General features: G+C 44.5%; 21 protein-coding genes and 1 pseudogene. 15 read left to right on the forward strand and 7 right to left on the reverse strand.

What is annotated here, in order from left to right; genetic code table 11:
- Nucleotides 1-124: 124 nt before the first annotated feature.
- Together EGV91_RS07520 and EGV91_RS07525 are read right to left on the reverse strand one after the other, a co-directional pair.
- On the reverse strand, nucleotides 125-328 hold the full coding sequence (locus tag EGV91_RS07520; protein ID WP_135502262.1) for a hypothetical protein: 204 nt from the start codon (nucleotides 326-328) through the stop codon (nucleotides 125-127).
- Nucleotides 329-340: 12 nt separating this feature from the next.
- Nucleotides 341-1,630: a tetratricopeptide repeat protein gene (locus EGV91_RS07525; protein ID WP_135502264.1), complete on the reverse strand. Its 1,290-nt coding sequence runs from the start codon at nucleotides 1,628-1,630 to the stop codon at nucleotides 341-343.
- A gap of 511 nt (nucleotides 1,631-2,141) precedes the next feature.
- Between EGV91_RS07525 and EGV91_RS07530 the strand changes: the two genes are divergently transcribed.
- On the forward strand, nucleotides 2,142-2,732 hold the full coding sequence (locus EGV91_RS07530) for a YflT domain-containing protein (RefSeq protein WP_135502266.1): 591 nt from the start codon (nucleotides 2,142-2,144) through the stop codon (nucleotides 2,730-2,732).
- Between the two features lie 155 nt (nucleotides 2,733-2,887).
- On the forward strand, nucleotides 2,888-3,829 hold the full coding sequence (locus tag EGV91_RS07535) for a YflT domain-containing protein (protein ID WP_135502268.1): 942 nt from the start codon (nucleotides 2,888-2,890) through the stop codon (nucleotides 3,827-3,829).
- A gap of 93 nt (nucleotides 3,830-3,922) precedes the next feature.
- Here EGV91_RS07535 and brnQ read toward each other — a convergent pair whose 3' ends face one another.
- Nucleotides 3,923-5,242 (reverse strand): branched-chain amino acid transport system II carrier protein, encoded by a 1,320-nt coding sequence (gene brnQ / locus EGV91_RS07540; protein ID WP_135502271.1) that lies wholly within the window; start codon nucleotides 5,240-5,242, stop codon nucleotides 3,923-3,925.
- A gap of 195 nt (nucleotides 5,243-5,437) precedes the next feature.
- Nucleotides 5,438-5,722: a hypothetical protein gene (locus tag EGV91_RS07545; protein WP_135502273.1), complete on the reverse strand. Its 285-nt coding sequence runs from the start codon at nucleotides 5,720-5,722 to the stop codon at nucleotides 5,438-5,440.
- A gap of 174 nt (nucleotides 5,723-5,896) precedes the next feature.
- Between EGV91_RS07545 and EGV91_RS07550 the strand changes: the two genes are divergently transcribed.
- Together EGV91_RS07550 and EGV91_RS07555 are read left to right on the forward strand one after the other, a co-directional pair.
- A complete protein-coding gene (locus EGV91_RS07550; RefSeq protein ID WP_135502275.1) occupies nucleotides 5,897-6,877 on the forward strand; it encodes an NAD-dependent epimerase/dehydratase family protein in 981 nt (326 codons plus the stop codon).
- A gap of 149 nt (nucleotides 6,878-7,026) precedes the next feature.
- The gene (locus EGV91_RS07555; protein WP_135502277.1) at nucleotides 7,027-8,103 is read left to right on the forward strand and encodes a glycosyltransferase family 4 protein; all 1,077 of its coding nucleotides are present in this window, start codon (nucleotides 7,027-7,029) and stop codon (nucleotides 8,101-8,103) included.
- Nucleotides 8,104-8,179: 76 nt separating this feature from the next.
- Here EGV91_RS07555 and EGV91_RS07560 read toward each other — a convergent pair whose 3' ends face one another.
- Together EGV91_RS07560 and EGV91_RS07565 are read right to left on the reverse strand one after the other, a co-directional pair.
- Nucleotides 8,180-9,235, reverse strand: a complete 1,056-nt coding sequence (locus tag EGV91_RS07560) for an LCP family protein (RefSeq protein WP_135502279.1) — start codon at nucleotides 9,233-9,235, stop codon at nucleotides 8,180-8,182.
- Between the two features lie 153 nt (nucleotides 9,236-9,388).
- A complete protein-coding gene (locus EGV91_RS07565) occupies nucleotides 9,389-10,024 on the reverse strand; it encodes a YigZ family protein (RefSeq protein WP_135502281.1) in 636 nt (211 codons plus the stop codon).
- Between the two features lie 159 nt (nucleotides 10,025-10,183).
- Between EGV91_RS07565 and EGV91_RS07570 the strand changes: the two genes are divergently transcribed.
- The 7 genes from EGV91_RS07570 to EGV91_RS07600 all read left to right on the forward strand — a co-directional run bounded on the left by EGV91_RS07570 (nucleotide 10,184) and on the right by EGV91_RS07600 (nucleotide 16,121).
- Nucleotides 10,184-11,329 (forward strand): sensor histidine kinase, encoded by a 1,146-nt coding sequence (locus EGV91_RS07570; RefSeq protein ID WP_135502283.1) that lies wholly within the window; start codon nucleotides 10,184-10,186, stop codon nucleotides 11,327-11,329.
- 26 nt (nucleotides 11,330-11,355) lie between these two features.
- Nucleotides 11,356-12,030, forward strand: coding sequence for a response regulator (locus EGV91_RS07575; RefSeq protein ID WP_135502285.1), 675 nt, complete (start codon nucleotides 11,356-11,358; stop codon nucleotides 12,028-12,030).
- Between the two features lie 114 nt (nucleotides 12,031-12,144).
- On the forward strand, nucleotides 12,145-12,708 hold the full coding sequence (locus EGV91_RS07580; RefSeq protein ID WP_135502287.1) for a DUF4440 domain-containing protein: 564 nt from the start codon (nucleotides 12,145-12,147) through the stop codon (nucleotides 12,706-12,708).
- Nucleotides 12,709-12,906: 198 nt separating this feature from the next.
- Nucleotides 12,907-13,743, forward strand: a complete 837-nt coding sequence (locus tag EGV91_RS07585) for a DegV family protein (protein WP_135502289.1) — start codon at nucleotides 12,907-12,909, stop codon at nucleotides 13,741-13,743.
- A gap of 38 nt (nucleotides 13,744-13,781) precedes the next feature.
- Entirely contained in the window at nucleotides 13,782-15,110 is a 1,329-nt protein-coding gene (locus tag EGV91_RS07590) for an ATP-dependent helicase ComFA (RefSeq protein ID WP_135502291.1), read from the forward strand.
- A 242-nt stretch (nucleotides 15,111-15,352) separates the two neighbouring features.
- Nucleotides 15,353-15,766 (forward strand): ComF family protein, encoded by a 414-nt coding sequence (locus tag EGV91_RS07595; protein WP_135502293.1) that lies wholly within the window; start codon nucleotides 15,353-15,355, stop codon nucleotides 15,764-15,766.
- Between the two features lie 16 nt (nucleotides 15,767-15,782).
- Nucleotides 15,783-16,121: a PilZ domain-containing protein gene (locus tag EGV91_RS07600; RefSeq protein WP_135502295.1), complete on the forward strand. Its 339-nt coding sequence runs from the start codon at nucleotides 15,783-15,785 to the stop codon at nucleotides 16,119-16,121.
- A gap of 31 nt (nucleotides 16,122-16,152) precedes the next feature.
- Here EGV91_RS07600 and EGV91_RS07605 read toward each other — a convergent pair whose 3' ends face one another.
- Nucleotides 16,153-16,860, reverse strand: coding sequence for an SDR family NAD(P)-dependent oxidoreductase (locus EGV91_RS07605; RefSeq protein WP_135502297.1), 708 nt, complete (start codon nucleotides 16,858-16,860; stop codon nucleotides 16,153-16,155).
- 128 nt (nucleotides 16,861-16,988) lie between these two features.
- On the opposite strand from EGV91_RS07605, the gene hpf reads away from it, so the two are divergent.
- The 4 genes and pseudogenes from hpf to EGV91_RS07625 all read left to right on the forward strand — a co-directional run bounded on the left by hpf (nucleotide 16,989) and on the right by EGV91_RS07625 (nucleotide 22,858).
- The gene (gene hpf, locus EGV91_RS07610) at nucleotides 16,989-17,552 is read left to right on the forward strand and encodes a ribosome hibernation-promoting factor, HPF/YfiA family (RefSeq protein WP_135502299.1); all 564 of its coding nucleotides are present in this window, start codon (nucleotides 16,989-16,991) and stop codon (nucleotides 17,550-17,552) included.
- A gap of 257 nt (nucleotides 17,553-17,809) precedes the next feature.
- The gene (secA, locus tag EGV91_RS07615) at nucleotides 17,810-20,329 is read left to right on the forward strand and encodes a preprotein translocase subunit SecA (protein ID WP_135502300.1); all 2,520 of its coding nucleotides are present in this window, start codon (nucleotides 17,810-17,812) and stop codon (nucleotides 20,327-20,329) included.
- Nucleotides 20,330-20,391: 62 nt separating this feature from the next.
- A pseudogene (prfB, locus tag EGV91_RS07620) lies at nucleotides 20,392-21,492 on the forward strand (peptide chain release factor 2).
- Nucleotides 21,493-21,985: 493 nt separating this feature from the next.
- Entirely contained in the window at nucleotides 21,986-22,858 is an 873-nt protein-coding gene (locus EGV91_RS07625) for a YitT family protein (protein WP_135502302.1), read from the forward strand.

Consider the following 22,858-nt stretch of genomic DNA (forward strand, 5'->3'; position numbering starts at 1 on the left):
TTTCCTATGATCGATTTTTCGACGTAACGGTTTAATTCTAATGGGGGGCATTTTTCTCCTGGCGGGTGTGCTGATGACCAAAGTGTCTTCACGCGCCGGCGTGCCATCTCTCGTGCTTTCATGATCATCGGCATGTTCTTGGGCTTTGGGCAACCTCTGTCCCAACAGACCAGGGTTCAGGGATGCGGCTTTGGGCAAACTCAGATCCAACAGACCAAGGTTCAGGGATACGACTTTGAGCAGCTTCATTTTCAGATAAATTTGAAATAGCAGGTAAGCTTGAAATTACTAGTATTGATGCGAAAATAAATTTAGTAGTCTTCTTCATTTATTTCACTCCTCATCTGAATGTTATTAAGTTTTTAAAAGCTTTTTGAGATTCTTTCAAAACAGTTGCTGATTTTTCAAAAAACTTCTGTTTGTAGTATACATTACCCAACTCGTTATAAAAATATCCCATTTCATAAAAACTTTTGTAATCTTCTAAACTAGGTATTAAATAATTAACAACAATGCTTTCAAATTCATCATAATTTTCATTTATCAAATAAAATAAAGCCATGTTTTGTCTAAAAGCTATTTTGAAAATATCACTGGTTGGTGAATTTATGCTTAAATTTTTTGAAACAATCAAATTATAACCCTTGATTGCCCATGCTTTAGCCGCTTCAAAATTCCCTAATTCTAATTCAGACATTATTAATACGCTATAACTCAAAAGAATGTCTGCAGTATATTCTTGAGGCACATAATTTAAAGCTTCTTCCACATGGCTAATAGCCAAACTGAACTGTTGATTTAGAAGATATAAATAACCAACATTGTATTCGGTAGTGAAACGTAAAATATCAATTTCTAACTTTCTTCCAATAGTGAGTGCGTTTTTATAATGTTCTAAAGCTGTTTTATAATTTCCGAACCGTGTATGGATTACCCCCATATTCATATGGCATTCTACAATGCGTTTAGGGATAAATTCTTGTTGATATGTTTTTAATGCCATGTCAGTATATTTGAAAGCTAATTCAGTTTCCCAGCATTGTGAAGCGGAGATCCCGATCGAATAATACAAATCTCCTTTTTCAGAAGGGGATACTGAGTTAGGCACGATTTTTTCAGCCATTAAGTATGTTTTTAATGCTGCTTCAAAATCATTTAAAATATAATGATAATTGCCGTTGTATTTATGGAATAAATAGAATTGCTCTTGGTCCATGAATTCCTTGAAATGTTCCATGCTTTTCAGTTTTTCCTCGGCACTGTCTAAATCGCCAGTGATGATGAAATAACGGATTTGCTGAATGTTGTATTCGAGTTCGATGTCTTCGTTTACGTGAAGCAGCGGGTGATCGTGGATATCAGAATACAATTCCATGATTTTTCCTTTGTTTTGTGGGTGCAGCAAAGAGGTTTTGAAATTTTTAACTAGTACTTTTCCTACGGGATTGTCTTTTGGAGCGAGTGGGATTTCGAGTTTTTTACAAAGGGCTTCCAACTCTTTTAAAGCAGGTTCCTTTGCACCGGTTTCGATTTTCTTAAGCTCCCGAGGGGTGATGATTCCGGATGCAGCTTCTTCTAAACTGATTTTCTTTTTAAGCCTATGGTATTTAAGGCGTAAACCTGTATCCATTGATTCTCTCCTTTCCATCTGCATGGGAAGAACTTCAATCATCCATGTTGGAGAGTTCTTATCCGACAAAACTGAGGGGTCTGGATAAGAGAGCGATGATAGATTATTTAGTACTATGGTATCCGCCTCCAATAACAATAATATATTCCAAAAAACTTCGTATTTCCATGATATCATCAATTTTCGAAATAAACTGCCTTTTTAAGACCTATTTATGGTAATAATTTTAAAAGGTAAATTATACCTAGTAATGGAAAATTTATAATGTATTTTAACGCATGGAATAGTTTAATTAAGAAGAATCTACGCAATTAAATCCTTTTCGTAGGCCAACTTTCCGAAGAAAGGATAGGTAATAATAAAAAATTCTCTTTTCAAGCTTATTTTTACGAAACAAAAAATTGAAATTAGTTTTTCTAATTTAGAGAGCTGCCTCTGTTCGGCAAGTTTAGGCATTGGCTGAAGAAGGGTAAAGTGTTGAAAATACTTTATTCCCATGGAGGTTATTTGCATGAGTTCAAATATTCAAGTTCTAGCCGTATTATTTTCAGAGGAAGATTTGCTTAGGAAGATCGATGCTCTGAAACAACAGGGTTACAGCGAAGAAGATCTGCATTTAATGGCAGAGGACGAGGACCGCTTCGAAAGAGCAGAGCAGCGCACTCACATTGAAATAGAAGAAACTGGTGGTTTTTCTGAAAAATTCAAAGGCATTTTTGGCAAAGGCGGCGTCAAAGCATTGGATTTGACAGATGAAGATAAGAAGCGCTATCAAGAAGACCTGGAAAAAGGCGGCATTTTAGTTTATGTCGATCAAAGCCGGGACAATATCAGCGAAGTCATCCATGCAGGAGGGTTGCGTGACCGTGAAGGCAATCCAATCGAGCCGTCGTCAAATGAGTTCGTGAATTCTGTAGACAATAATTTTGACGAGCAGGAAGACCGTTTTGCGAGAGGCGAGAGCTTCCAGCATGATCCGAACCTTGTCGTCGATGAACACCATGTATCTTTCACTACCCAGCAAAAGCCGGAAGTAGAAAAAGCGAGAGGCGGCATGACTGAAAGCGAACGCCATTCGTCGAGCGATAAGAAATACAAATGATACAAGGTCTTGCCTCCAGTAGGCAGGGCTTTTTTTAAAAGTTCGATTGATGGAAGTTCTTTAGCCGTTCCTTGATCGGATAACTCATATGTTTCAGATTTCGGGATGGCGGGGTAGACAAGAATTAATACCTATTAAACAGGAGGCTGATTTAGATGGAACCGACAAACCGTGATTTTGAATTAGTATACAGTCCGGAAGAGCTAAGAAGCAGAATTGAAGAGTTGAAAGGGCGCGGCTATAGCGAAAATGACATCCACGTTCTTGTGGAAGACAGTGCGGTGTTAGGCGCTTCTGATGACCTCGATGGCGTCCATACGCATAACGCAGGCGGTGTTGGAAGCAAATTCAAATCATTTTTCACTGGTCGTGACAGCGTTCGGGAAGAATTGAAAAATCTTGATTTGGAACAGCGGGAAATCGATACTTATCAGCAGGATCTGGAAAGAGGCGGAATTCTCCTTTACACAGATCGTGGGTCAATATCCAGAGAGCGCGATAACCAATCTTCATTCGGTGACGACACGCGTGCCTTAGACAGCGATGAAGTAAAACGCAATACCGCTTTAGAGCCGTTCGGCAGAGATATTGAAAAAGACGGCAGAAGACATACTGACGAAAAGTTGATTGATAAAGACATCAAAACAGATTACAGTGATCCTTCCAGAAAGGATTCCGGTGAAATATATACTACGGCTGTTCCGCGCGAGGAACAATATGGTGAGCCAAACTATGGGGACGAGCGTAAAGACAGCCGTTTAAAAGGTGAAAATATCCATCCGACAACAGACCGGCCGACACTTGATGAAAGTTCGCCATCTGAAAAATTGATGGAACATGAGCCTGCGCTTGGCACAGAAAAAGGAAATGATAACTTGAACCGTGAAGAAGGTGTCAACCGCCGACAGGATGAGCAATCACCTGGAGTCGATCCTAATCTTGGGCCAGCTCCATTCGGACGTGATTCAGAAGAAGAGCATCTGCTGAGAGGCAAAAATGGCGACTACGAAGAGCCGCTTAATCCGGATGGGACGCGCCGCAATTTTGATGGCGATGAGCGCAAATCCGATACTCCGCCATCACCTAAACTTTTCTAATAACAAATTATCCCTATCTAAATCTATTTAAATTTTAAAAAGACCGAATGCCCAGCAATTCTGCAGGGCATTCGGTCTTTTCTGTTATGAACTTCATTTCATCATTCTTCGTGCAATGAAGACACCCATAATTGTGCCGATTGCAGCTGGCAGCAGCCAGCCGATGCCTTGTTCATGCAATGGGATATTGTTAAGCAAGGCATCGATTGCCTGAAATTCAATGCCGGCAGCCCGAAGCCCGTCAAAGACACTTATAATGCCTGTCAACATCAATGGAATGATGTAAACAAAAGGTTTTCGGCCGAATGCATAATCAAAGAATGACAAAATTACCAAGACTATCGCCAGAGGGTATATTGCCAACAGCACCGGCAATGAAATGGCCAATAATTGAGTTAAGCCGACATTAGCTGCAGCTGTACTGAATGCTGCAAAAATGAGTACGTAAGCAATATAAGGAATCTTTGGATAGATCTTATTGGAAAACTGGGCACTAGCCGAGATCAGACCGATTGCAGTTGTCAGGCAGGCGAATAAAATCGCGGCAGCTAAGATGATTCCACCGAAATCACCGTATAAAATCCGAGCTGACATTGCGATAATGCTGCCTCCATTATCCTGCAGCCCGATTGCGTCAACACTTGTGACGCCGATATAGCCCAAAGATAGATAGACCGCAGCCAACCCGGCAGCAGCGATAGCACCGGCGAATGCCGTAGTTTTCAAGATGACGTTTTTGTCAGTGACGCCTTTGGCACGGATGGCTTGAATAATGACAATGCCGAAAACAAGCGCCGCAATCGCGTCCATGGTCAAATAGCCTTGCAGAAAACTTTCGAAAAACGGCTCAGTTGTGTAAGTGCCAACTGGAGCATTAATCGAGCCCATTGGTGTAAGGATGCTTTTGACAGCAAGCATGCCGATGACCACTATCAGTATCGGTGTCAGTATTTTACCGATGCGGTCGACAAGTTTAGTCGGATTCGAGGCAAAAAGCACCGCAATGGTAAAAAACAACAGTGTAAACAGAAATAGCGGCAATGAAGAAGCCTGTTGCTGAACTGATAGGAATGGGGCAATGCCAATTTCATAAGCGACTGTTCCGGTACGTGGAATGCCGAAGAAAGGCCCGATGGCCATATAAACAATCGCGGTGAAAACGATACCGAAAATTGGATGGACCCGGCCCGCAATCGTTTGAAGATCTCCGCCGGCTTTCGCGATAGCGAGGATGCCGAGCAGCGGCAAGCCGACTCCGGTCAACAAAAAGCCGACTAAAGCAATACCGATATTGTCGCCAGCCAACTGGCCGAGATAAGGTGGAAATATTATATTGCCGGCCCCAAGAAACAAGGCGAAAAGCATAAGGCCAATCGTAATGGATTCATTTAGTGTAAGCGTTTTCTTTTCCATGTAAGGCTCCTATCTAAATTAACTCTGCACAAAGTATTAGTATATAGGAGAAAGCGGATTTTTTAAACTTTAAAAATTATTGAGATTATTCCCTGCCCATTTAAGCAATTGCCGTTTAAAGTCTCGGGAATAAAGGGGAAAGTAGTTAATAGAACGAACAAAAACTTTCAATGTGAATTGAAAGTTTTCGGGGTGTTATTCTGGTAGATTGGATAATGTCTTTTTCGCAGTCTCCTGAACGCTGCTGCAAAAGTCATCCTCAGCCAACCGTTTTAAAGTTGAAGCAGGCGTACAGGGATTGGCAGCTACGCCTTTTCGCACTTCTGTATGTTGGTCCATTGATAAGTCGACAAGCAGTCCTGTACATGTGATCAACTCGGCCAATACGGCGCGTTCACCGTATTGCATCTTCAACACCTCAGCTTCATCCCATGGCGTCCAGTCAGTCAAGCCTGCATAAAATTGATGATTGCCGTTCATTGATTTTGCACCCCTATTTGAAATGTGTTGGATTAATGCAAATTGCTTTTCAAAGCTTTTGGCAAAAGGGCAGGGAATCGGTTAAGTTAATGCATAGGTAGTTTTACCAGTATTATATCACGTTATCAGAAAACTTAAACAAAATAGAGATACTGAGAAGAAAGAGGCGATTACATGAATATTCTAGTGATAGGCGGGACTTCTTTTGTCGGGCGCCATATTGTAGAAGCTGCTTTGCGGGCGGACCACCAGGTGACCTTGTTTAACCGCGGCGTCAGCAACCCGGATGCTTTTCCGGAATTGCGCCATATTACAGGCGACCGCCGAAAAGATGCTGGGAAATTATCTGGTCTAGCCTGGGATGCAGTGATTGATACGTGTGCTTATACACCAGCAGATTTGGCGCCGCTATTCAAACATATTAAAACGGAACTTTACGTTTTCATCTCGACCATATCGGTTTACAGTGACTACAGCAATGGAGCACCTACTGAAACCTCAGAGGTATCAGACAAGCATGTGGAAAATGATGAAGTGACCGGTGAAACTTATGGGGCGTTAAAAGTGCAAGCTGAAAAAATAGTGATGGATGCTTTTGGCAGCCGTGCTTTGATCGTGCGGCCGAGCATCGTCGCGGGACCTTATGATCCTACTGACCGCTTCACGTTTTGGGCAAAAAAATTGGCGGAGAGCGGAGAAGCATTGATTCCGGGGAGCAAGCCACGAAAAGTACAGTGGATCGATGCAAGGGATTTGGCGGATTTTGTCATTCAGCAAGCAGAGGAAAAGGGCAGTGGGATATTCAATGTGGCCGCTGACGCAGTGGGAATGGAGGAATTTACAACGGCTGTAGGCAGCGGACAGGCGGATGCAGTTTGGGTGGATGATGCTTTTCTATTGAGAGAAGGCATCAAGCCATTTGACATTCCGCTTTGGATACCGATTTCCGATGAACATCCTGAGGGCTTTATAACAGTGCAAAATGCGAAAGCGAAAAAAGCGGGACTCCAATGCCGGGCGGCAAATGAAACGGCCAGGGATATCCGGGAATGGCTGCAGAGACAGGAGAATAGACAATTGAAAGCGGGGTTAAGCAGGGAAAAAGAGCAAGAATTGATTGCTGATTTCCGTTCCTATAATTCGGGCGGCGATTGAGAAAACTAATCGTGAAACTTTTATGTGGCTTATGCGTCTTGTAAGTAAAGAATTGTAAATTTTGATCATAAATCTAGTAATCTTTCTATTGCGTGTTATAATAAAAATTGGATATATATGTGGTAAAAGAAGTTTCGAGGAGGAAAGGCATGCTATACCTTACACTGGTTTTGGCATTTATCGCTTCTATAGTTCTCACTCCGATTGTAAAACGGTTGGCATTTCGCATAGGAGCAGTTGACCGTCCCAATTATAGAAAAGTACATGCGAGAATTATGCCGCGTTTAGGCGGATTAGCAATATTCGGATCGTTTGTCATCGGCTATTTCATCCTTCGTCCGGAAGAATCGATTTCAAACGCTGTAGAACCGGCATTTATCCCGATTTCAACAGCTATTTTAATCGGGGCCTTAATTATTACGGTAACAGGCGTATTGGACGATATGTACGAAATTACAGCAAAAGCAAAAATGCTGGGCCAATTTCTTGCTGCGGCTATAGTTGTCGTAGGTGGCGGACTTGAAATTTCGTTCATTAACTTGCCGTTTGGCGGCGAGCTGGATTTCGGTTATTTCAGCATCCCGTTGACCATCATTTGGATTATTGGAATAACGAACGCAATCAATTTGATCGATGGCCTGGATGGGCTCGCTGCCGGTGTTTCAACAATTGCATTGACCACATTGGCAATCATGGCTTTCATCATGGGCGACCCATTTGTCATGTCGCTGGCTGCGATTTTAGCCGCCAGTTCAATCGGGTTCCTGTATTATAATTTCCATCCTGCAAAAATCTTCATGGGTGATACAGGGGCATTGTTTCTTGGTTTCATGATTTCAGTGCTCGCTTTGATGGGCTTTAAAAACATCACTGTAGTGGCATTGATCATTCCGGTTATTATGCTGGGCGTGCCGATATCGGATACATTCTTTGCCATTGTGCGCAGGGTTCGTGAAAAACAGTCGATTTCGGCTGCTGACAAATCGCATTTGCACCATTGCTTATTGAATATCGGATTTTCGCACAGGCAGACCGTTTTGATCATCTACGGCATTGCGGCATTATTCGGATTAGCAGCATTGCTTTTCTCCCAAGCGACCTTATGGGGTGGAATTCTATTAATCAGCGTTATGCTCATTGCCATCGAATTGTTTGTCGAAGTGGTAGGGCTTGCGGGCAAGAATTACCGGCCGCTTATCAATCTTGTCAAACTTATCGGGAAATAAAAAATCTGAAGCGCTCTGCGCTTCAGATTTTTTTTTTGGTTAATGGCAAAAGAAAAACCGCAGCAAAGCTGCGGCTTTAATAATCCTCGTCATCTTCCGGGTTTTCTGCAAACTTGGTTTGGCTATTGTCTGAAAGATTCGATGTATCTGGTTTCAATCCCAAATGGCTTTGCAAGATATCCTGTACTTCCAAAAGAGACTCTTCATCGAGTTGCCAGTAGTAAGTGCCGGTTGACATATCGTCGTATCCTTGGACCGTCAATGTTTCAACATTGGGTTTTCCGTCTTTCGCATACTCGAAGAACGATTGCATATCTTTGAACGTCATATCGGTTTTCATATTGTCGCCGATTGCATCGATGACATCACCATATTTAGTCAAAGAAGAAGCGGAAAGCACTCGGTTCATGATGCTTTCAATAATCATCTGCTGCCGCTTGCCTCGCTCGATGTCATTGTCGTAATGGCGTGTTCTGGCTAATGCCAGCGCTTCACTGCCATTCAATGTCTGAAATCCTTCTTCGAGTACGATTGCATCTTTTTTATCGTTTTCATCTTGTTCTTTTAAATCATAAGGAACATCTACTGTGATGCCGTCGAGTGCATCGACAACATCAATGAATGCATCGAAATTCATGCGTACATAATAATCGACAGGCACATCCAATAATTCTTCAACGCTTTCAATCGTTGAGCTAGGCCCGTTATAAGCATAAGCATGGGTGATTTTATCCATCTTGCTTATTTTCGGAGAATCCGGAATGAAAGTATACGTATCACGCGGGATGCTCACTAACTTGATCGACTTGTCTTCGTTATTCAAAGTCGCCAGCACCAATGCATCAGATCGCGTACTGCTTTCGCTTTGCTCCCGTTTTGAACTGTTGTCGACGCCGATGAAAAGAACGGAGACATTATCATGCAGCGGTTCTACCTGCTCGTCGCGCAAGTCGGATTTGCCGCGGTCGCCGGCAGTTTCGAAGGCGTTGCCTGCAGCATTCTCTGCCTTCTTCACTAAATATACACCATACGCAGAGCCGCATATGAGAACTGATAAGGCTAGGGTTATCAATACTTTAATCGTGGTGCGTTTTTTTTCATTTTTGCTTTTGCGGTATTTTTTACGGTTCATGGTTAAAACTCCTCTTTAATAGGAATGGGTTAACCGAGTATAGAATTCGATCGATCCAATCTTTCCGATTTTAAATCAGCATTGTATGCAAAGTGGCATACATAGATTCTATCTATTATATACTGAGTTAAATGATACGTAAATGATAATTGATTAAATGGAATTAAACTCCAAAAATTTATTTTCCAAAGCCCTGATGTCGGCTTGGCCATTGGTCAATTCGTTAATCCATGTGATGAAATCGTCTTCTTTTTCAACTGGAACGAAGATGTGCAAATCCACTCCTTCAGCGTATACGATGTCATCCAGTGGATATTCGGATTGGCGTATCTCATTTTCAATTTTGCCAAGCCATGTATAGTCAATCGAGACGTTCATCCGGTAATGCAGTCGCCGTTCTACCACTCCTGAGGCCAAAATTGCTTCGCTGGCTGTTTTTCCATAAGCGCGGATCAATCCGCCTCCGCCAAGCTTGATGCCTCCAAAATAACGGGTGACAACAATTACTGTGTCTTTTAACCCTTGTTTTTTTATCACTTCCAGGATTGGGACGCCGGCCGTTCCGCTAGGTTCCCCATCGTCGTTCGCTTTTTGGATAATATTATGTTCACCGATTATATAGGCTGAACAATTGTGATTGGCGCCGCGATGCTTGGCCTTAATGGAATCAATAAAATCGATTGCTTCTTTTTCGGTTTCAGCACGTGCTGCATAACCGATAAAACGGGATTTTTGTATAATGATTTCGCATGATTTCATTTCGCCGATAGTTTTGTAATTTTCTCGCATTTTAACGCCTCCTGGTGTAAAATGTAATCAGATAATATGTAATGTGTTTTTAATATGGATTTGCTTATAAAGTGATATACTAGTTTAAGTCGTAACAGGCATAAAGGTATACAGATTTTACCCCTATATACAGTTCAGTATAGCTAAGGCGGTTTTTAAATGGCTAAAAAATACGATGTGAAAGCACTGGATTCCATTTTCGGCGATGTCCTGGATAGAATGGAAAGTTCGAAGCAGGATATTTTCGTCATCAGTGAACAAAGTCGCCAAAGTTATGAAGATATGAAAAATGAGCTCGAAGATGTCCGGTCGAACATCACACGGATTGTAAAGGCCGGCGACCTTTTGGAAGACAAGACACGCGCGGCGCGAAGGCGTCTAGCAGAAGTCTCAAAGTTTTTTGATACACTTTCAGAAAACCAGGTCAGCCAAGCGTATGAACAGGCAAATAGGCTGCAAGTGCAATTGGCGGAAAACCGGGCTGAAGAAAAACAGTATCGCCAAAAACGGGACCGGCTGCAGCGCCGCCTGCAATCACTGCTTCAGACGATTGAACGCGCCGAGCATCTTGCCAACCGGCTGAACGTGACGATAAGCTATTTGACTTCCAATTACGAAGACGTTGGTGAAGCGATTGATAAAGCCAAGCTAAAGCAAGATTATAGCCTGCGCATTATTGAAGCGCAAGAAGAAGAACGAAAACGGCTTTCGCGGGAAATCCATGACGGCCCCGCCCAGATGATGGCGAATGTGCTGCTCCGCTCGGACCTGATCGAACGGACTTACCGGGAAAAAGGACCGGAACTGGCATTTCAGGAGATTAAATCATTAAAAGAAATGGTACGCGATGCGCTCACTGAAGTGAGAAGAATCATTTACGATTTGCGGCCCATGGCCTTGGATGATCTGGGGCTTGTACCGACATTAAAGAAATATCTTGAAACTACAGAAGATTACAACAAGGGTACCAAACTTTACTTTCAGTCGAACGGCAATGAAGTGCGGCTTCCCAGTAATTACGAAACTGCCATTTTCAGGCTGGTTCAAGAAGCCATCACCAATGCAGTAAGGCACGGCAAAGCTTCTCAGATAGAAGTGAAAGTGGAATGGCTGAAAAACCATGTAACGCTGATCGTAAAAGACAATGGAGCTGGATTTGACCAAAGCATTGTGAAAAACCAATCATTTGGTCTGTTGGGCATGAAAGAGCGCATTGAATTGGTGAACGGTGAGTTTTTCATCAATTCCTCGCCTGGCAACGGCACGGTATTGATGTTCCAGATTCCATTGGAGACTGAAAGTTAAGAGACGGTATTGAGGAGGACAACATAATGACGAAGATTATTATTATTGACGACCATCAATTGTTCCGCGAAGGAGTTAAACGCATTCTGGATTTTGAAGACTCGTTTGAAGTCGTCGCTGAAGGCGGAGACGGAACAGAAGTACTTAAATTATACGAAGAATACCAGCCGGATGTCGTGTTGATGGATATCAACATGCCACAGAAAAATGGTGTAGAAGCAACGGGCGAATTGATCGAGAACTTCCCGGATGCGAAAGTCATTATGCTGTCGATTCACGATGATGAGTCCTATGTGACACATGCCCTTAAAACAGGTGCACTTGGCTATATGCTGAAAGAAATGGACGCAGAAGCGATTATCCAGGCCATTAAAGTAGTGGCTAAAGGCGGATCGTACCTGCATCCGAAAGTCACACGCAATTTAGTGATGGAATTCCGGCGTTTAAGCGAACGTGAAAACAAAGGCTCTTTCCATCAAACTGAAATTCGCCGCCCATATCATTTGCTGACAAAACGTGAAAGCGAAGTGCTCCAGCTTTTGACAGATGGCCAAAGCAACCGTGTAATCGGTGAAACTTTGTTCATTTCTGAAAAAACGGTAAAAAACCATGTTTCCAGCATTCTTCAAAAAATGCAAGTGAATGACCGTACACAAGCGGTTGTCACAGCAATTAAAAATGGCTGGGTTGAAGTACGTTAAAAATGTTTAAAAGCCTGCTGAAAATGCAGGCTTTTTTCTATGGCGTTTAGACACAGTTTCTTCATTGTATTTGATGGCGAGCTATGGCAAAATTGACGGCAGGAGGAATGCGTGATGAAAAAATATCTAGTAGCTGCAGGACTCATCCTTGTTTTGGCAGGGTGTTCAGGTGAAGAAGAAGCGGCTGAAAACGGCAATACTTCAGAAGATGGCAATGCTTCTGCTGAAAATAACGCTGTCGGGCATGGCATTGAAGACGGCGGAGAAGTCGGTTTTACACTGGACGATGAAGGCAATGTGCAGCAGGCAGAAGTACCAGCTGAAGAAGAAAAAGCGATTTTAGCTTCTTATAAAGAATATATCGAAGCATTCAATGCAGAAGATACGGAGCGGTATATGGCAGTGATTTCCGAAAATCCGGAAGGCTTTGACCGGGATGAAGACAAGAAGGCTTTGGAAGAAGCATTTGCTGCATACGATACGGCCTATACGACTTCTGATGAAACGATTGTGAAGTATGAAGCGGGCCGCGCTGAAGTATACGCAACAATCGATGTAGAGATGAAAGATCCGAATTCCGATAAAAGCACCGGGCAGACAGGCAGACAGGTAGTGGTCTTCAAGAAAGAAGAAGGAAACTGGCTTGTCAGTGCGCTCCACTTTATCGGCAGCCAATAAATTTGGCACAGAACGGTTAGAAGGAAGCTAAGGCGATGCCCCAAGCTGCGGATGAACTAGAAGGAGACAGGATATGGCGGAACTTGCGCCGCATCCTGTCTTTATTGTTTTCATCTCCAATTGCTTGGGATTACGGCTGCTTATTTATGTATTTTTATAACGTTATTTTTGTTAAACTGGCAATGGAGGCTGATAGAATTGAAAACAGCGATTGTAACCGACAGTACCGCTTATCTACCGGAGCATGTCCGGAAAGCGAAAAATATCGAAATGATTCCGCTGCAAGTGACTTTTAACCAAGAGTCTTATGCAGAAGAAGAGGAATTGCATGTTGATGATTTTTATAAAAAAGTGAGCAGCACATTGCCCAAAACATCCCAGCCGCCATTAGGTGAATTTGTCAATTTGTACAATAAACTGGCTGAAAATCATGATGAGATTATTTCCATTCACTTATCAAGCGGCATCAGTGGAACTTTCAATGGTTCTGTTCAGGCAAATGATCTTGTAGAAGGGGCAGCTGTCTATTCGTTCGATTCAGAAATTTCATGTGCGATGCAAGGGTTTTATGCAGTCAAGGCTGCAGAAATGGCCAATTCCGGAGAAAATGCCGCGACTATCATCGCGGAGTTGAATGAAATGAAAAAGTCGATGCGCGCCTATTTCATGGTCGAAGACCTGATGCATCTGAGCCGGGGCGGCCGCCTGTCGAATGCACAAGCAATTGTGGGCGGTATGCTGCAAATCAAGCCGCTGCTCCATTTTAAAGAAAAAGTGATTGTTCCTTTTGAGAAAATCCGCACCCGCAAGAAAGCGATGAAGCGGATCGGTGACTTGTTAAAAGACGATGTAAGAGCTGGCGGCCAAATTCAGGCGACAGTAATCCATGCCAACCGTCCTGAAGAAGCCGAAAAATGGATGGAACAATTAAAACTGGAATGCCCCGAAGTGGAATTCGGTATTTCTTATTTCGGGCCGGTCATCGGAACGCATTTAGGAGAAGGCGCAATGGGCTTGGGCTGGGTTAGAAAATAACCAGCCAAAGCCACTTATAATATGGAAGGAAGATGCGGATGAATGAATTGGAAGCATTTTTCACGGGAAGAATATGGCTGAAAGATTTCACCCCTTTCCCAGAAGAACAAATCGAACGCGCCATTGCCAAAGGCGATTTGCTCGTAATCAAAGGCATCACAGCAGACGGCCAATGCTCCCGCTGCCTGGAAAAATCCTCTCATAAAATCCTATCTTATAATTGTGCGAAATGCGGCAGCGTCTGTTTTTATTGCCGGCATTGCATTCAAATGGGGCGCATCAGTTCCTGTACGGAATTGATCTCCTGGGCGTCCCCATCCCCTAAACTTCATCTGAACCATTCATTCAATTGGAGCGGCACCCTGACTGCCGCCCAAAAAACTGCTTCGACAGAAGTAGCTGACAGCTTGGCAAGAAAAGAAAATCATCTGGTCTATGCGGTCTGTGGAGCGGGAAAAACGGAATTGCTCTTCCAGCCGATATTCGATGCGCTCCAAAAAGGGCTCCGCATCTGCATCGCGGCACCGCGCACGGACGTTGTTCTGGAGCTGTCGCCGAGAATCCGTGCGGTGTTCCCGTCAACGACCGTCCATACATTGTATGGCGGTGCCCCAATAGAAAAAGGTTTCGCGGATATCGTCATTTCGACGACACATCAATTGTACAGATTCGAAAAGGCGTTCGATGTCATGATTGTCGACGAAGCGGATGCGTTTCCTTATTCTTTTGACGAGGCCTTGGAGCGGGCTGTATTGAAAGCAGCAAAACCGGATTCGCCGATTGTATTTGTATCAGCGACACCTTCTGATAAATTATTGAAAGCAACAGCAAACCGCTCCGAAATCTTCAGGCGTTTCCACGGCCATGATCTGCCAGTACCGAAATTCAAGCCGCTTTGGAGGTATAAGAAAAAACTGGAGCGCAACGCCATTCCTCGAAAGCTTGTCGTGTGGGTCGAGGAACGCATCGCGAAACAAGAGCCATTTCTGCTATTTTTGCCGACGATCGAATTGATTGAGCACAGTATTCCGCTCTTCAAAAAATTGGATGTCCGCATTGAAGCGGTGCATTCCAAAGATTTTCAGCGCAAGGAAAAAGTTATGGCCTTGCGTAATGGAGACATCCCCGGACTGTTAACGTCGACCATATTGGAACGTGGCATCACCATACCGAATGTGCAAGTAGCGGTAGTCGGGGCGGACGATGCACTTTTTAATTCTTCCGCTTTGATTCAGATTGCTGGGAGGGCTGGGCGTTCAATTTCTTATCCGGCGGGCGATATAAGCTTTTTCCACGATGGTATTTCCCGGGAAATGGACAAAGCAAAATCGATGATAAGCTTTTACAACAGGAGGGGAATGCGCTGAATTGTTATTTATGCGACCAGAAAATGAGGCATGAGCCAACTTGGCGAAGCCTGTTCTTTCGTGATTTTGCCGAAACAGCCTGTCCATCGTGCAAAGCTGAATTCTGCAGGGTGCCAAAAGGTGGCTGCAATATATGCGGACTTCCAGGGGGAGGAATATGCCGGGACTGCAGCGAATGGGAAAAGACTGAATTTGCGGGTCTGGTGCATTCCGGCAAAAGCTTATATGTGTATAACGACGCGATGAAAACTTATTTGCATCAATATAAATTTCTGCAAGACGTTGTTCTTTCGGAAGTCTTTTCAGGAGAAATCAACGAAGCTCTCTGCAAAGTTGATGCCATACTGGTGCCGATACCGATGAATACAGAAAAGCTGAAACAAAGGACTTTTTCACAAGTAGATGAACTGCTGGCGTCTGCGGGGTTGCCCTTTACACATCTCTTGTCAAAAACAGCTCAAGTACAAGGTGAAAAGAGCCGTCAGGAACGCTTGGAAAGCACGAAGTTGTTCGAGTGGAACGGCAAGCCGATTCCGGATAAAATCATATTAATCGATGATTTGTATGCAACCGGCACGACAATGCGCCATGCTGCAAAAGAAATGAAAATGGCGGGAGCCGGTGAAATTAAGCTGTTTACCTTGATCCGCGCATAAGCAGGGGAGGGCAATCATGGTTTTCGACAGAACGGAAAGTTTCAGGCATGCCTTTGGCAAGCCACCAGAAATCCGCTTGAAATTCAAGTCTGGGCAGGAAAATGCCGTATTCGGATTGCTGCTGGATATCTCGCCATCTGGAGCACGGGTGTTTGTAGACGATGAATTTCCTGGCCATGCTGACACCTTGAACATTTCGTTCGCCATTGCGAATGAAACAATCAACGCGGATTGCCTGGTCGTATGGAAGAAAGAAGCGGCTGGGGGGTGGATTTACGGCCTCCACTTATCGCGGGACGCTGTGCGTGAAATGTTCATCGCGGATGAAGTGAAAGCTTTGAAAGAAAAGAAATAGGCCTGCCGGCACGGCAGGCCTATTTCTTTTCTTAATGTTCGTAAATCATTTTACGGGTCATGCCGCCATCGATCTTCAAGCATTCGCCGGTGATAAAGTCGTTCTTCGGATCGCATAGGAACAGGCATGCACGTGCAATATCATCAACTTTTCCAACGCGGCCGCTCCAATGCTGCTGGTGGTCTATGGAACGCAAATCTTTTTCATCTCCGGTATGGATCCATCCCGGAGCGATAGAGTTGACCCGGATACTGTTTTCGCTAAGCGTGGCGGCCAATGAATGGGTCAACGCGTAAATTCCGCCTTTAGAGGCCGAATACGTTTCAGTATTGGGTTCGGACATGAAAGCTCGTGTTGAAGTCATATTGACGATGGAACGGATATCGTCGGTCATGAACCTTGCAGCTTCACGGCTGCAGATGAACACGCTCTTAAGGTTAGTGTCCAAAACTCTGTCCCATTCTTTTTCATCCACTTCCCATATGGATTTGAATTCGGATATGCCCGCATTATTAATGAGAATGTGTATGGCGCCATGGTCTTTGTTAATAGAGGCGAATGTCTCAATCACTTCGTTGAAGTTGCCGACATTGCAGCTCCGGAATTCCACCCCGTCGATTTTCACTTCTTCAATATCCAATGCAATGACTGTAGCGTGCTGTGCTGCAAAATGCTCTGCGATGCTCTTTCCGATGCCTTGTGCAGCACCGGTGACAACAATAATTTTGTTTTTTAGCATAATTTTCATCTCCTTATTAATTTATTTACCTAATCTTTACGAACTTGAAACTTTTCACGTTTTAAGCAGGAATGTTAAGGGAAGTTATAGAAATAATACCGTGTAAGCTAATAGAAGGAGGAGTTAACATGCTACTATTTAACATTCGAGGCGACAACTTTGAGGTAACTCCAGCAATTCGCGAACATATTGAAAAGAAAGTTGAAAAAATCGAACGTTATTTCCCTGAAGGAACTGATGCTACGGTTATGGTTAACTTAAAAACGATTAATAACAGCCAGACTCAAGCGGAAGTTACAGTGCCAATGAAGAACCTGGTGCTCCGCGGGGAAGAACGCCATGAAGATTTATACGCAGCTATCGATTTGATCGTTGCCAAATTGGAACGCCAAATCAGAAAATATAAAACACGCATCAACCGCAAATTCCGTGACCGCGAAAGCCTTGGCACAGCGTTTGCATCAATTGAAAACGAAACGAGAGTCCTCGATTCTCTAGAAGAGGAAGAAGAGGATCTGACAATTGTGCGCACGAAGCAATTTGATTTGAAACCGATGGATGAAGAAGAAGCGGTTCTGCAGATGAATATGCTTGGCCATAATTTCTTTGTCTTCACCGATGCAGAATCAAACGGCACAAATATCGTTTACAAACGAAAAGATGGAACATACGGCTTGATCGAAACAAGCTGAGTCAGATGAAAAGCCTCTCCTAGCGAGAGGCTTTTTTCTATGGTGATTATGCTTAACAAGCCTATAAATGGACTCTTGTTTATTTGCACAGGGTTCTTTGCAGTGTTAAAATGAGTCATGAGAATTTTTGTCATGGATTACTAAGAAAAGGCGCACCGGCAATAGCATTATTGTGCCTGCAGATTATTACACAATAGCAAAAGCGTTTTGGCATCTCATTAAGGGACAGCCAGACACTATACAGGGAGCGGTTATATATGCTTGGAGTATTGAATAAAGTATTCGATCCGAACAAACGGGACTTGAAAAGATTAGAAAAGACAGCGGATTCGGTTGAAGCATTGGCAGCAGATTATGCTGCTTTATCCGACGACGCGTTAAAAGCGAAAACGGATGAGTTTGTGGCGCGCCATGCAAAAGGCGAAACATTGGATGATTTGCTGCCTGAGGCATTCGCGACAGTCCGCGAAGCATCAAAGCGTGTTCTTGGCATGTATCCTTTCCGCGTTCAGATCATGGGGGCAGTGTCCCTGCATGAAGGGAATATCTCCGAGATGAAGACCGGGGAAGGTAAAACTTTGACATCGACACTTGCCGTCTATTTGAATGCACTTGCTAAAAAAGGCGTTCACGTTGTAACAGTCAATGAATATTTGGCAAGCCGCGATGCGATTGAAATGGGCCGTTTATATGAATGGCTCGGATTGACAGTCGGCATGAATTTGAACAGCTTGACGAAAGATGAAAAAAGAGCAGCCTATGCGGCGGATGTCACGTACAGCACGAATAATGAGCTTGGATTTGATTATCTGCGCGATAACATGGTGCTTTATAAAACTGATATGGTTCAGCGTCCGCTGAATTACGCAGTCATCGATGAAGTCGATTCAATTCTGATTGATGAAGCACGGACTCCATTGATCATTTCAGGTCAAGCAGCAAAAGCGGCCCAGCTTTATATGCAGGCAAATGCGTTTGCACGCCTTCTAATGAAAGACACGGATTACACGTTTGATGAAACAACAAAAGGCGTCGTGTTGACGGAGGAAGGCATCGAGAAAATCGAAAAAGCTTTCAGCATCGATAATTTATTCGACATGAAGCATGTGCGCTTGAACCATGCAGTGAACCAATCACTGAAAGCTCAAGTGACGATGCATAACGACGTCGATTATGTAGTGCAGGACGGCGAAGTGGTCATCGTTGACCAATTTACAGGACGCTTGATGAAAGGCCGCCGCTATTCTGATGGCCTGCACCAGGCAATTGAGGCAAAAGAAGGCCTTGAAGTCCAAAACGAGTCAATGACGATGGCAACGATCACGTTCCAGAACTTTTTCCGTATGTATTCGAAATTGTCCGGGATGACCGGTACAGCGAAAACAGAGGAAGAGGAATTCCGCAATATCTACAATATGAACGTCATTACGATTCCGACCAATAAACCAATCATCCGTGATGACCGGGTCGATTTGATCTATGCAACAATCGCTGGGAAATACAAAGCGGTTGCAGAAGATATCGCTGAGCGCCATAAAAATGGCCAGCCGGTGCTTGTCGGTACGGTAGCTATTGAAACCTCAGAAATCATTTCAGCTTACCTGAAAAAAGAAGGCATCAAGCATTCTGTCTTGAACGCTAAAAACCACGCTTCCGAAGCGGAAATCATTTTGAATGCCGGCCAAAAAGGCGCAGTGACAATTGCGACGAACATGGCAGGCCGTGGTACGGATATCAAGCTTGGAGAAGGCGTCATCGAAGCGGGCGGCCTTGCGGTGCTCGGTACAGAGCGCCATGAATCCCGCCGCATCGATAACCAACTGCGCGGACGTTCAGGCCGCCAAGGAGATCCGGGTGTAACGCAATTCTATCTTTCATTGGAAGATGATTTGATGCGCCGTTTCGGCTCTGATGCAATGCGTTCGATGATGGGCAAATTGGGAATGGATGATTCACAGCCGCTTCAGTCGAAGATGGTGACGCGTTCTGTGGAATCCGCCCAGAAACGGGTAGAAGGCAATAACTTTGACGCACGGAAACGTTTGCTGCAATACGATGATGTTTTGCGCCAGCAGCGTGAAGTTATCTATAAAGAACGGATGGAAGTTCTTGAAACCGGCAATATGCGTTCGCTAGTGGAAAAAATGATCGATAGTTCAATTGAACGCATGGTCTATGCCCACACAGTTGACGAAAAACCGGCAAACTGGAATCTGAAAGCGATGTCTGAATTGATCGGTGCGAATCTGCTGCCGGAACATACCATTACTTTGGCTGACCTTGAAGGCAAGAACCAGCAGGAATTGATCGAATTCATCACGGCGGCTGTCAATAAACGCTACGATGAAAAAGAAGAGGAATTGACGTCGGACCGCATGCGCGAATTCGAAAAAGTCGTCCTTCTCCGTTCAATCGATACGAAGTGGATCGACCACATCGATGCGATGGACCAGCTTCGCCAAGGGATTCACCTTCGTGCGTATGCACAGAATGACCCGCTTCGTGAATATCAACAAGAAGGATTTGCGATGTTCGAGGAAATGGTGCAGGCGATCGAAGAAGATGTGGCAAAATACGCCATGAAGGCTGAAATCCGCAGCAACTTGGAACGTGAAGAAGTTGCGAAAGGCCAAGCGGTTAATCCGAAAGAGGATGGGCCAGCGGCAGTTAAAAGAAAAGAACCCGCACGCAAGGATGTTTTAGTAGGGCGCAACGACCCTTGCCCTTGCGGCAGCGGCAAGAAATATAAGAATTGCCACGGTACGACAACAGCATAACAAGCAAGCCATGCCGAAGAGCGAATGCTCTTCGGTGTTATTTTGAGGAGGAACTTATAATGATAGAATTAGCAAGCATCCGCAATGAACTCGACAAATCCGCCAGCAAATTGGCCGACTTTAGGGGGTCACTTTGACTTAGAGAACAAAGAAGCCCGCATTCAGGAACTGGACGAAATGATGTTGGACCCGAATTTTTGGAACGACCAGGATTCAGCGCAAGTGGTCATTTCAGAAGCGAACGGTTTAAAGGAAATCGTCAATACCTACCATAACTTTGTCGAAACCCAGGAAAACCTGGAAATGACATTGGAATTATTGCGTGAAGAAGAAGATGAAGAATTGCATGACGAACTGGCTTCCGAAATGAAAGCTTTCATTTCAGAACTGGCCGATTACGAACTGACGATGCTGCTCAGCGAGCCTTATGATAAAAACAATGCGATTTTGGAATTGCATCCAGGCGCAGGCGGCACCGAGTCTCAGGATTGGTGTTCAATGCTGCTTCGCATGTATACGCGTTGGGCTGAAAAGCGCGGCTTCAAAGTAGAAACTTTGGATTACTTGGCTGGAGACGAAGCGGGTGTGAAATCGGTCACGCTCAGCATCAAAGGCCACAATGCTTACGGCTACTTGAAAGCTGAAAAAGGCGTGCACCGCCTCGTACGCATTTCACCTTTCGATTCTTCGGGACGCCGCCACACATCGTTCGTATCATGTGAAGTGATGCCGGAATTTACCGGTGAAATCGAAATTGATATCCGTACGGAAGATCTGAAGATTGATACGTACCGCGCAAGCGCGCCGGCGGCCAGCACATCAACACGACAGATTCCGCTGTCCGCATCACTCACCTTCCAACCAATTCGGTTGTGACGTGCCAACAGGAACGCTCACAGATTAAAAACCGCGAGAAAGCGATGCAGATGCTGAAAGCGAAATTATATGCTCTTAAGATACAGGAACAGGAAGAGCAATTGCTTGAAATCCGTGGAGAACAAAAGGAAATCGGCTGGGGAAGCCAGATCCGTTCTTACGTATTCCACCCCTATTCAATGGTCAAAGACCATCGCACGAATTACGAAACCGGCAATCTCCAAGCTGTCATGGATGGCGATATTGACGGCTTCATCAATTCTTTGCTGCGTTCAAAAATGCAATAAGCTGAAGCCCGGAAGCGAAAAACGCTTCCGGGCTTTTCAGACTGTTGAGAAACTTAAATGGTTGTTTTGCATTTCGCTTCAGACGGACGCTTTCCGCGGGGCGAGCGCCGAGCCGCTTCGTCGCTTTGCTCCTGCAGGGTCTCGTCTATCTCGCTAATCCCGCAGGAGTCGCCGCCTTCCGCTTCATTCAAAGGTATTTCTTAATATAGAAAATCATTTCGTTTACCGAAAAAGACGAAAGATATGCTTTCTGCAATGTCTATAGGTTCTCCAGATATGAAGCAAAATAGTTCCGACTCCCAAGGGAGCAGTGAAGCGATGCAGGAGCATATGTTTTAGCGGGGCTGTTTTGCGGAATATCGGCTAGCTTATACGCTCCATAATGAGATAGATGGCATCCTGCTTTATCTTGATGAAGTTCACAAGCGGCGCTTCCTTTGGTATACTCTGACAGGGTTAACGAGCATATAAAGGAAAGAGGATTCAAACCATCATGATGAAAAACAAACAACGCAACCGCAAAGATCCGCATCCGCTGCTGCGGATCTTTGGTGAATATTTCAGTATCATCGTCGGCTCCGCAATTGTGGCAATTTCCTTTAATGTATTTTTACTGCCGAATGAAGTGGCTTCAGGCGGTGTGAGCGGCATCAGTACAATTTTAAAAGGCCTCTTCGACTGGAAGCCGGCTTTCGTTCAATGGGCGTTCAATATTCCGTTGTTCATTGCCGGCGTCATTTTGCTTGGGCGTAATTTCGGTGCCAAAACGGCAGTGGGTACGGTATTCCTGCCGTTTGTGGTCTTTTTGACAGAAGCCTGGGAACCGTGGACGCTGAATCCGCTGCTTGGTGCTTTGTTCGGAGGGATTCTTGTCGGGCTTGGGCTTGGCATCGTCTTCCGCGGCAATGCATCAACTGGAGGAACCGATTTAGCTGCGCAGATTATCACGAAGTATACCGGTTTCACGTTAGGCACCAGTGTAGCGCTCATAGACGGACTGATTGTGCTAGCAGCTGCGCTTGTCTTTGATATTGAAAAAGGCTTATATGCTTTGGTCGGTTTATATGTGACGACGAAAACGATCGACTTGGTGCAAGTCGGCTTCGGCAGATCGAAACTTGTTTATATTATCACCAATAAACAAGTCGAAATGCGCGATGCCATCTATGAAGAAATTGACCGGGGCGTAACAAAGCTGACAGCAACAGGCGGCTATACAGAAGCGGAAAAGCCAATCCTTCTTGTGGTTGTCCATCAGACGGAGTTCACCCGGCTGAAAAAAGTGGTTAAAGATGTCGACCCTGGCGCATTTGTCATAGTGTCTGATGCGGCGGAAGTGCTAGGAGAGGGTTTCAAAAGAGCTTAG

Origin of the sequence: Planococcus koreensis (assembly GCF_004761975.1) — a bacterium.
GTDB classification, from domain to species: Bacteria; Bacillota; Bacilli; order Bacillales_A; family Planococcaceae; genus Planococcus; species Planococcus koreensis.

What these genes read in the sequence shown, in the direction of transcription:
- EGV91_RS07520 (WP_135502262.1), bottom strand. Translation starts at nt 328, where the DNA reads ATGAAGAAGACTACTAAATTTATTTTCGCATCAATACTAGTAATTTCA.
- EGV91_RS07525 (WP_135502264.1), bottom strand. Translation starts at nt 1,630, where the DNA reads ATGGATACAGGTTTACGCCTTAAATACCATAGGCTTAAAAAGAAAATC.
- EGV91_RS07530 (WP_135502266.1), top strand. Translation starts at nt 2,142, where the DNA reads ATGAGTTCAAATATTCAAGTTCTAGCCGTATTATTTTCAGAGGAAGAT.
- EGV91_RS07535 (WP_135502268.1), top strand. Translation starts at nt 2,888, where the DNA reads ATGGAACCGACAAACCGTGATTTTGAATTAGTATACAGTCCGGAAGAG.
- brnQ (WP_135502271.1), bottom strand. Translation starts at nt 5,242, where the DNA reads ATGGAAAAGAAAACGCTTACACTAAATGAATCCATTACGATTGGCCTT.
- EGV91_RS07545 (WP_135502273.1), bottom strand. Translation starts at nt 5,722, where the DNA reads ATGAACGGCAATCATCAATTTTATGCAGGCTTGACTGACTGGACGCCA.
- EGV91_RS07550 (WP_135502275.1), top strand. Translation starts at nt 5,897, where the DNA reads ATGAATATTCTAGTGATAGGCGGGACTTCTTTTGTCGGGCGCCATATT.
- EGV91_RS07555 (WP_135502277.1), top strand. Translation starts at nt 7,027, where the DNA reads ATGCTATACCTTACACTGGTTTTGGCATTTATCGCTTCTATAGTTCTC.
- EGV91_RS07560 (WP_135502279.1), bottom strand. Translation starts at nt 9,235, where the DNA reads ATGAACCGTAAAAAATACCGCAAAAGCAAAAATGAAAAAAAACGCACC.
- EGV91_RS07565 (WP_135502281.1), bottom strand. Translation starts at nt 10,024, where the DNA reads ATGCGAGAAAATTACAAAACTATCGGCGAAATGAAATCATGCGAAATC.
- EGV91_RS07570 (WP_135502283.1), top strand. Translation starts at nt 10,184, where the DNA reads ATGGCTAAAAAATACGATGTGAAAGCACTGGATTCCATTTTCGGCGAT.
- EGV91_RS07575 (WP_135502285.1), top strand. Translation starts at nt 11,356, where the DNA reads ATGACGAAGATTATTATTATTGACGACCATCAATTGTTCCGCGAAGGA.
- EGV91_RS07580 (WP_135502287.1), top strand. Translation starts at nt 12,145, where the DNA reads ATGAAAAAATATCTAGTAGCTGCAGGACTCATCCTTGTTTTGGCAGGG.
- EGV91_RS07590 (WP_135502291.1), top strand. Translation starts at nt 13,782, where the DNA reads ATGAATGAATTGGAAGCATTTTTCACGGGAAGAATATGGCTGAAAGAT.
- EGV91_RS07595 (WP_135502293.1), top strand. Translation starts at nt 15,353, where the DNA reads ATGAAAACTTATTTGCATCAATATAAATTTCTGCAAGACGTTGTTCTT.
- EGV91_RS07600 (WP_135502295.1), top strand. Translation starts at nt 15,783, where the DNA reads ATGGTTTTCGACAGAACGGAAAGTTTCAGGCATGCCTTTGGCAAGCCA.
- EGV91_RS07605 (WP_135502297.1), bottom strand. Translation starts at nt 16,860, where the DNA reads ATGCTAAAAAACAAAATTATTGTTGTCACCGGTGCTGCACAAGGCATC.
- hpf (WP_135502299.1), top strand. Translation starts at nt 16,989, where the DNA reads ATGCTACTATTTAACATTCGAGGCGACAACTTTGAGGTAACTCCAGCA.
- secA (WP_135502300.1), top strand. Translation starts at nt 17,810, where the DNA reads ATGCTTGGAGTATTGAATAAAGTATTCGATCCGAACAAACGGGACTTG.
- EGV91_RS07625 (WP_135502302.1), top strand. Translation starts at nt 21,986, where the DNA reads ATGATGAAAAACAAACAACGCAACCGCAAAGATCCGCATCCGCTGCTG.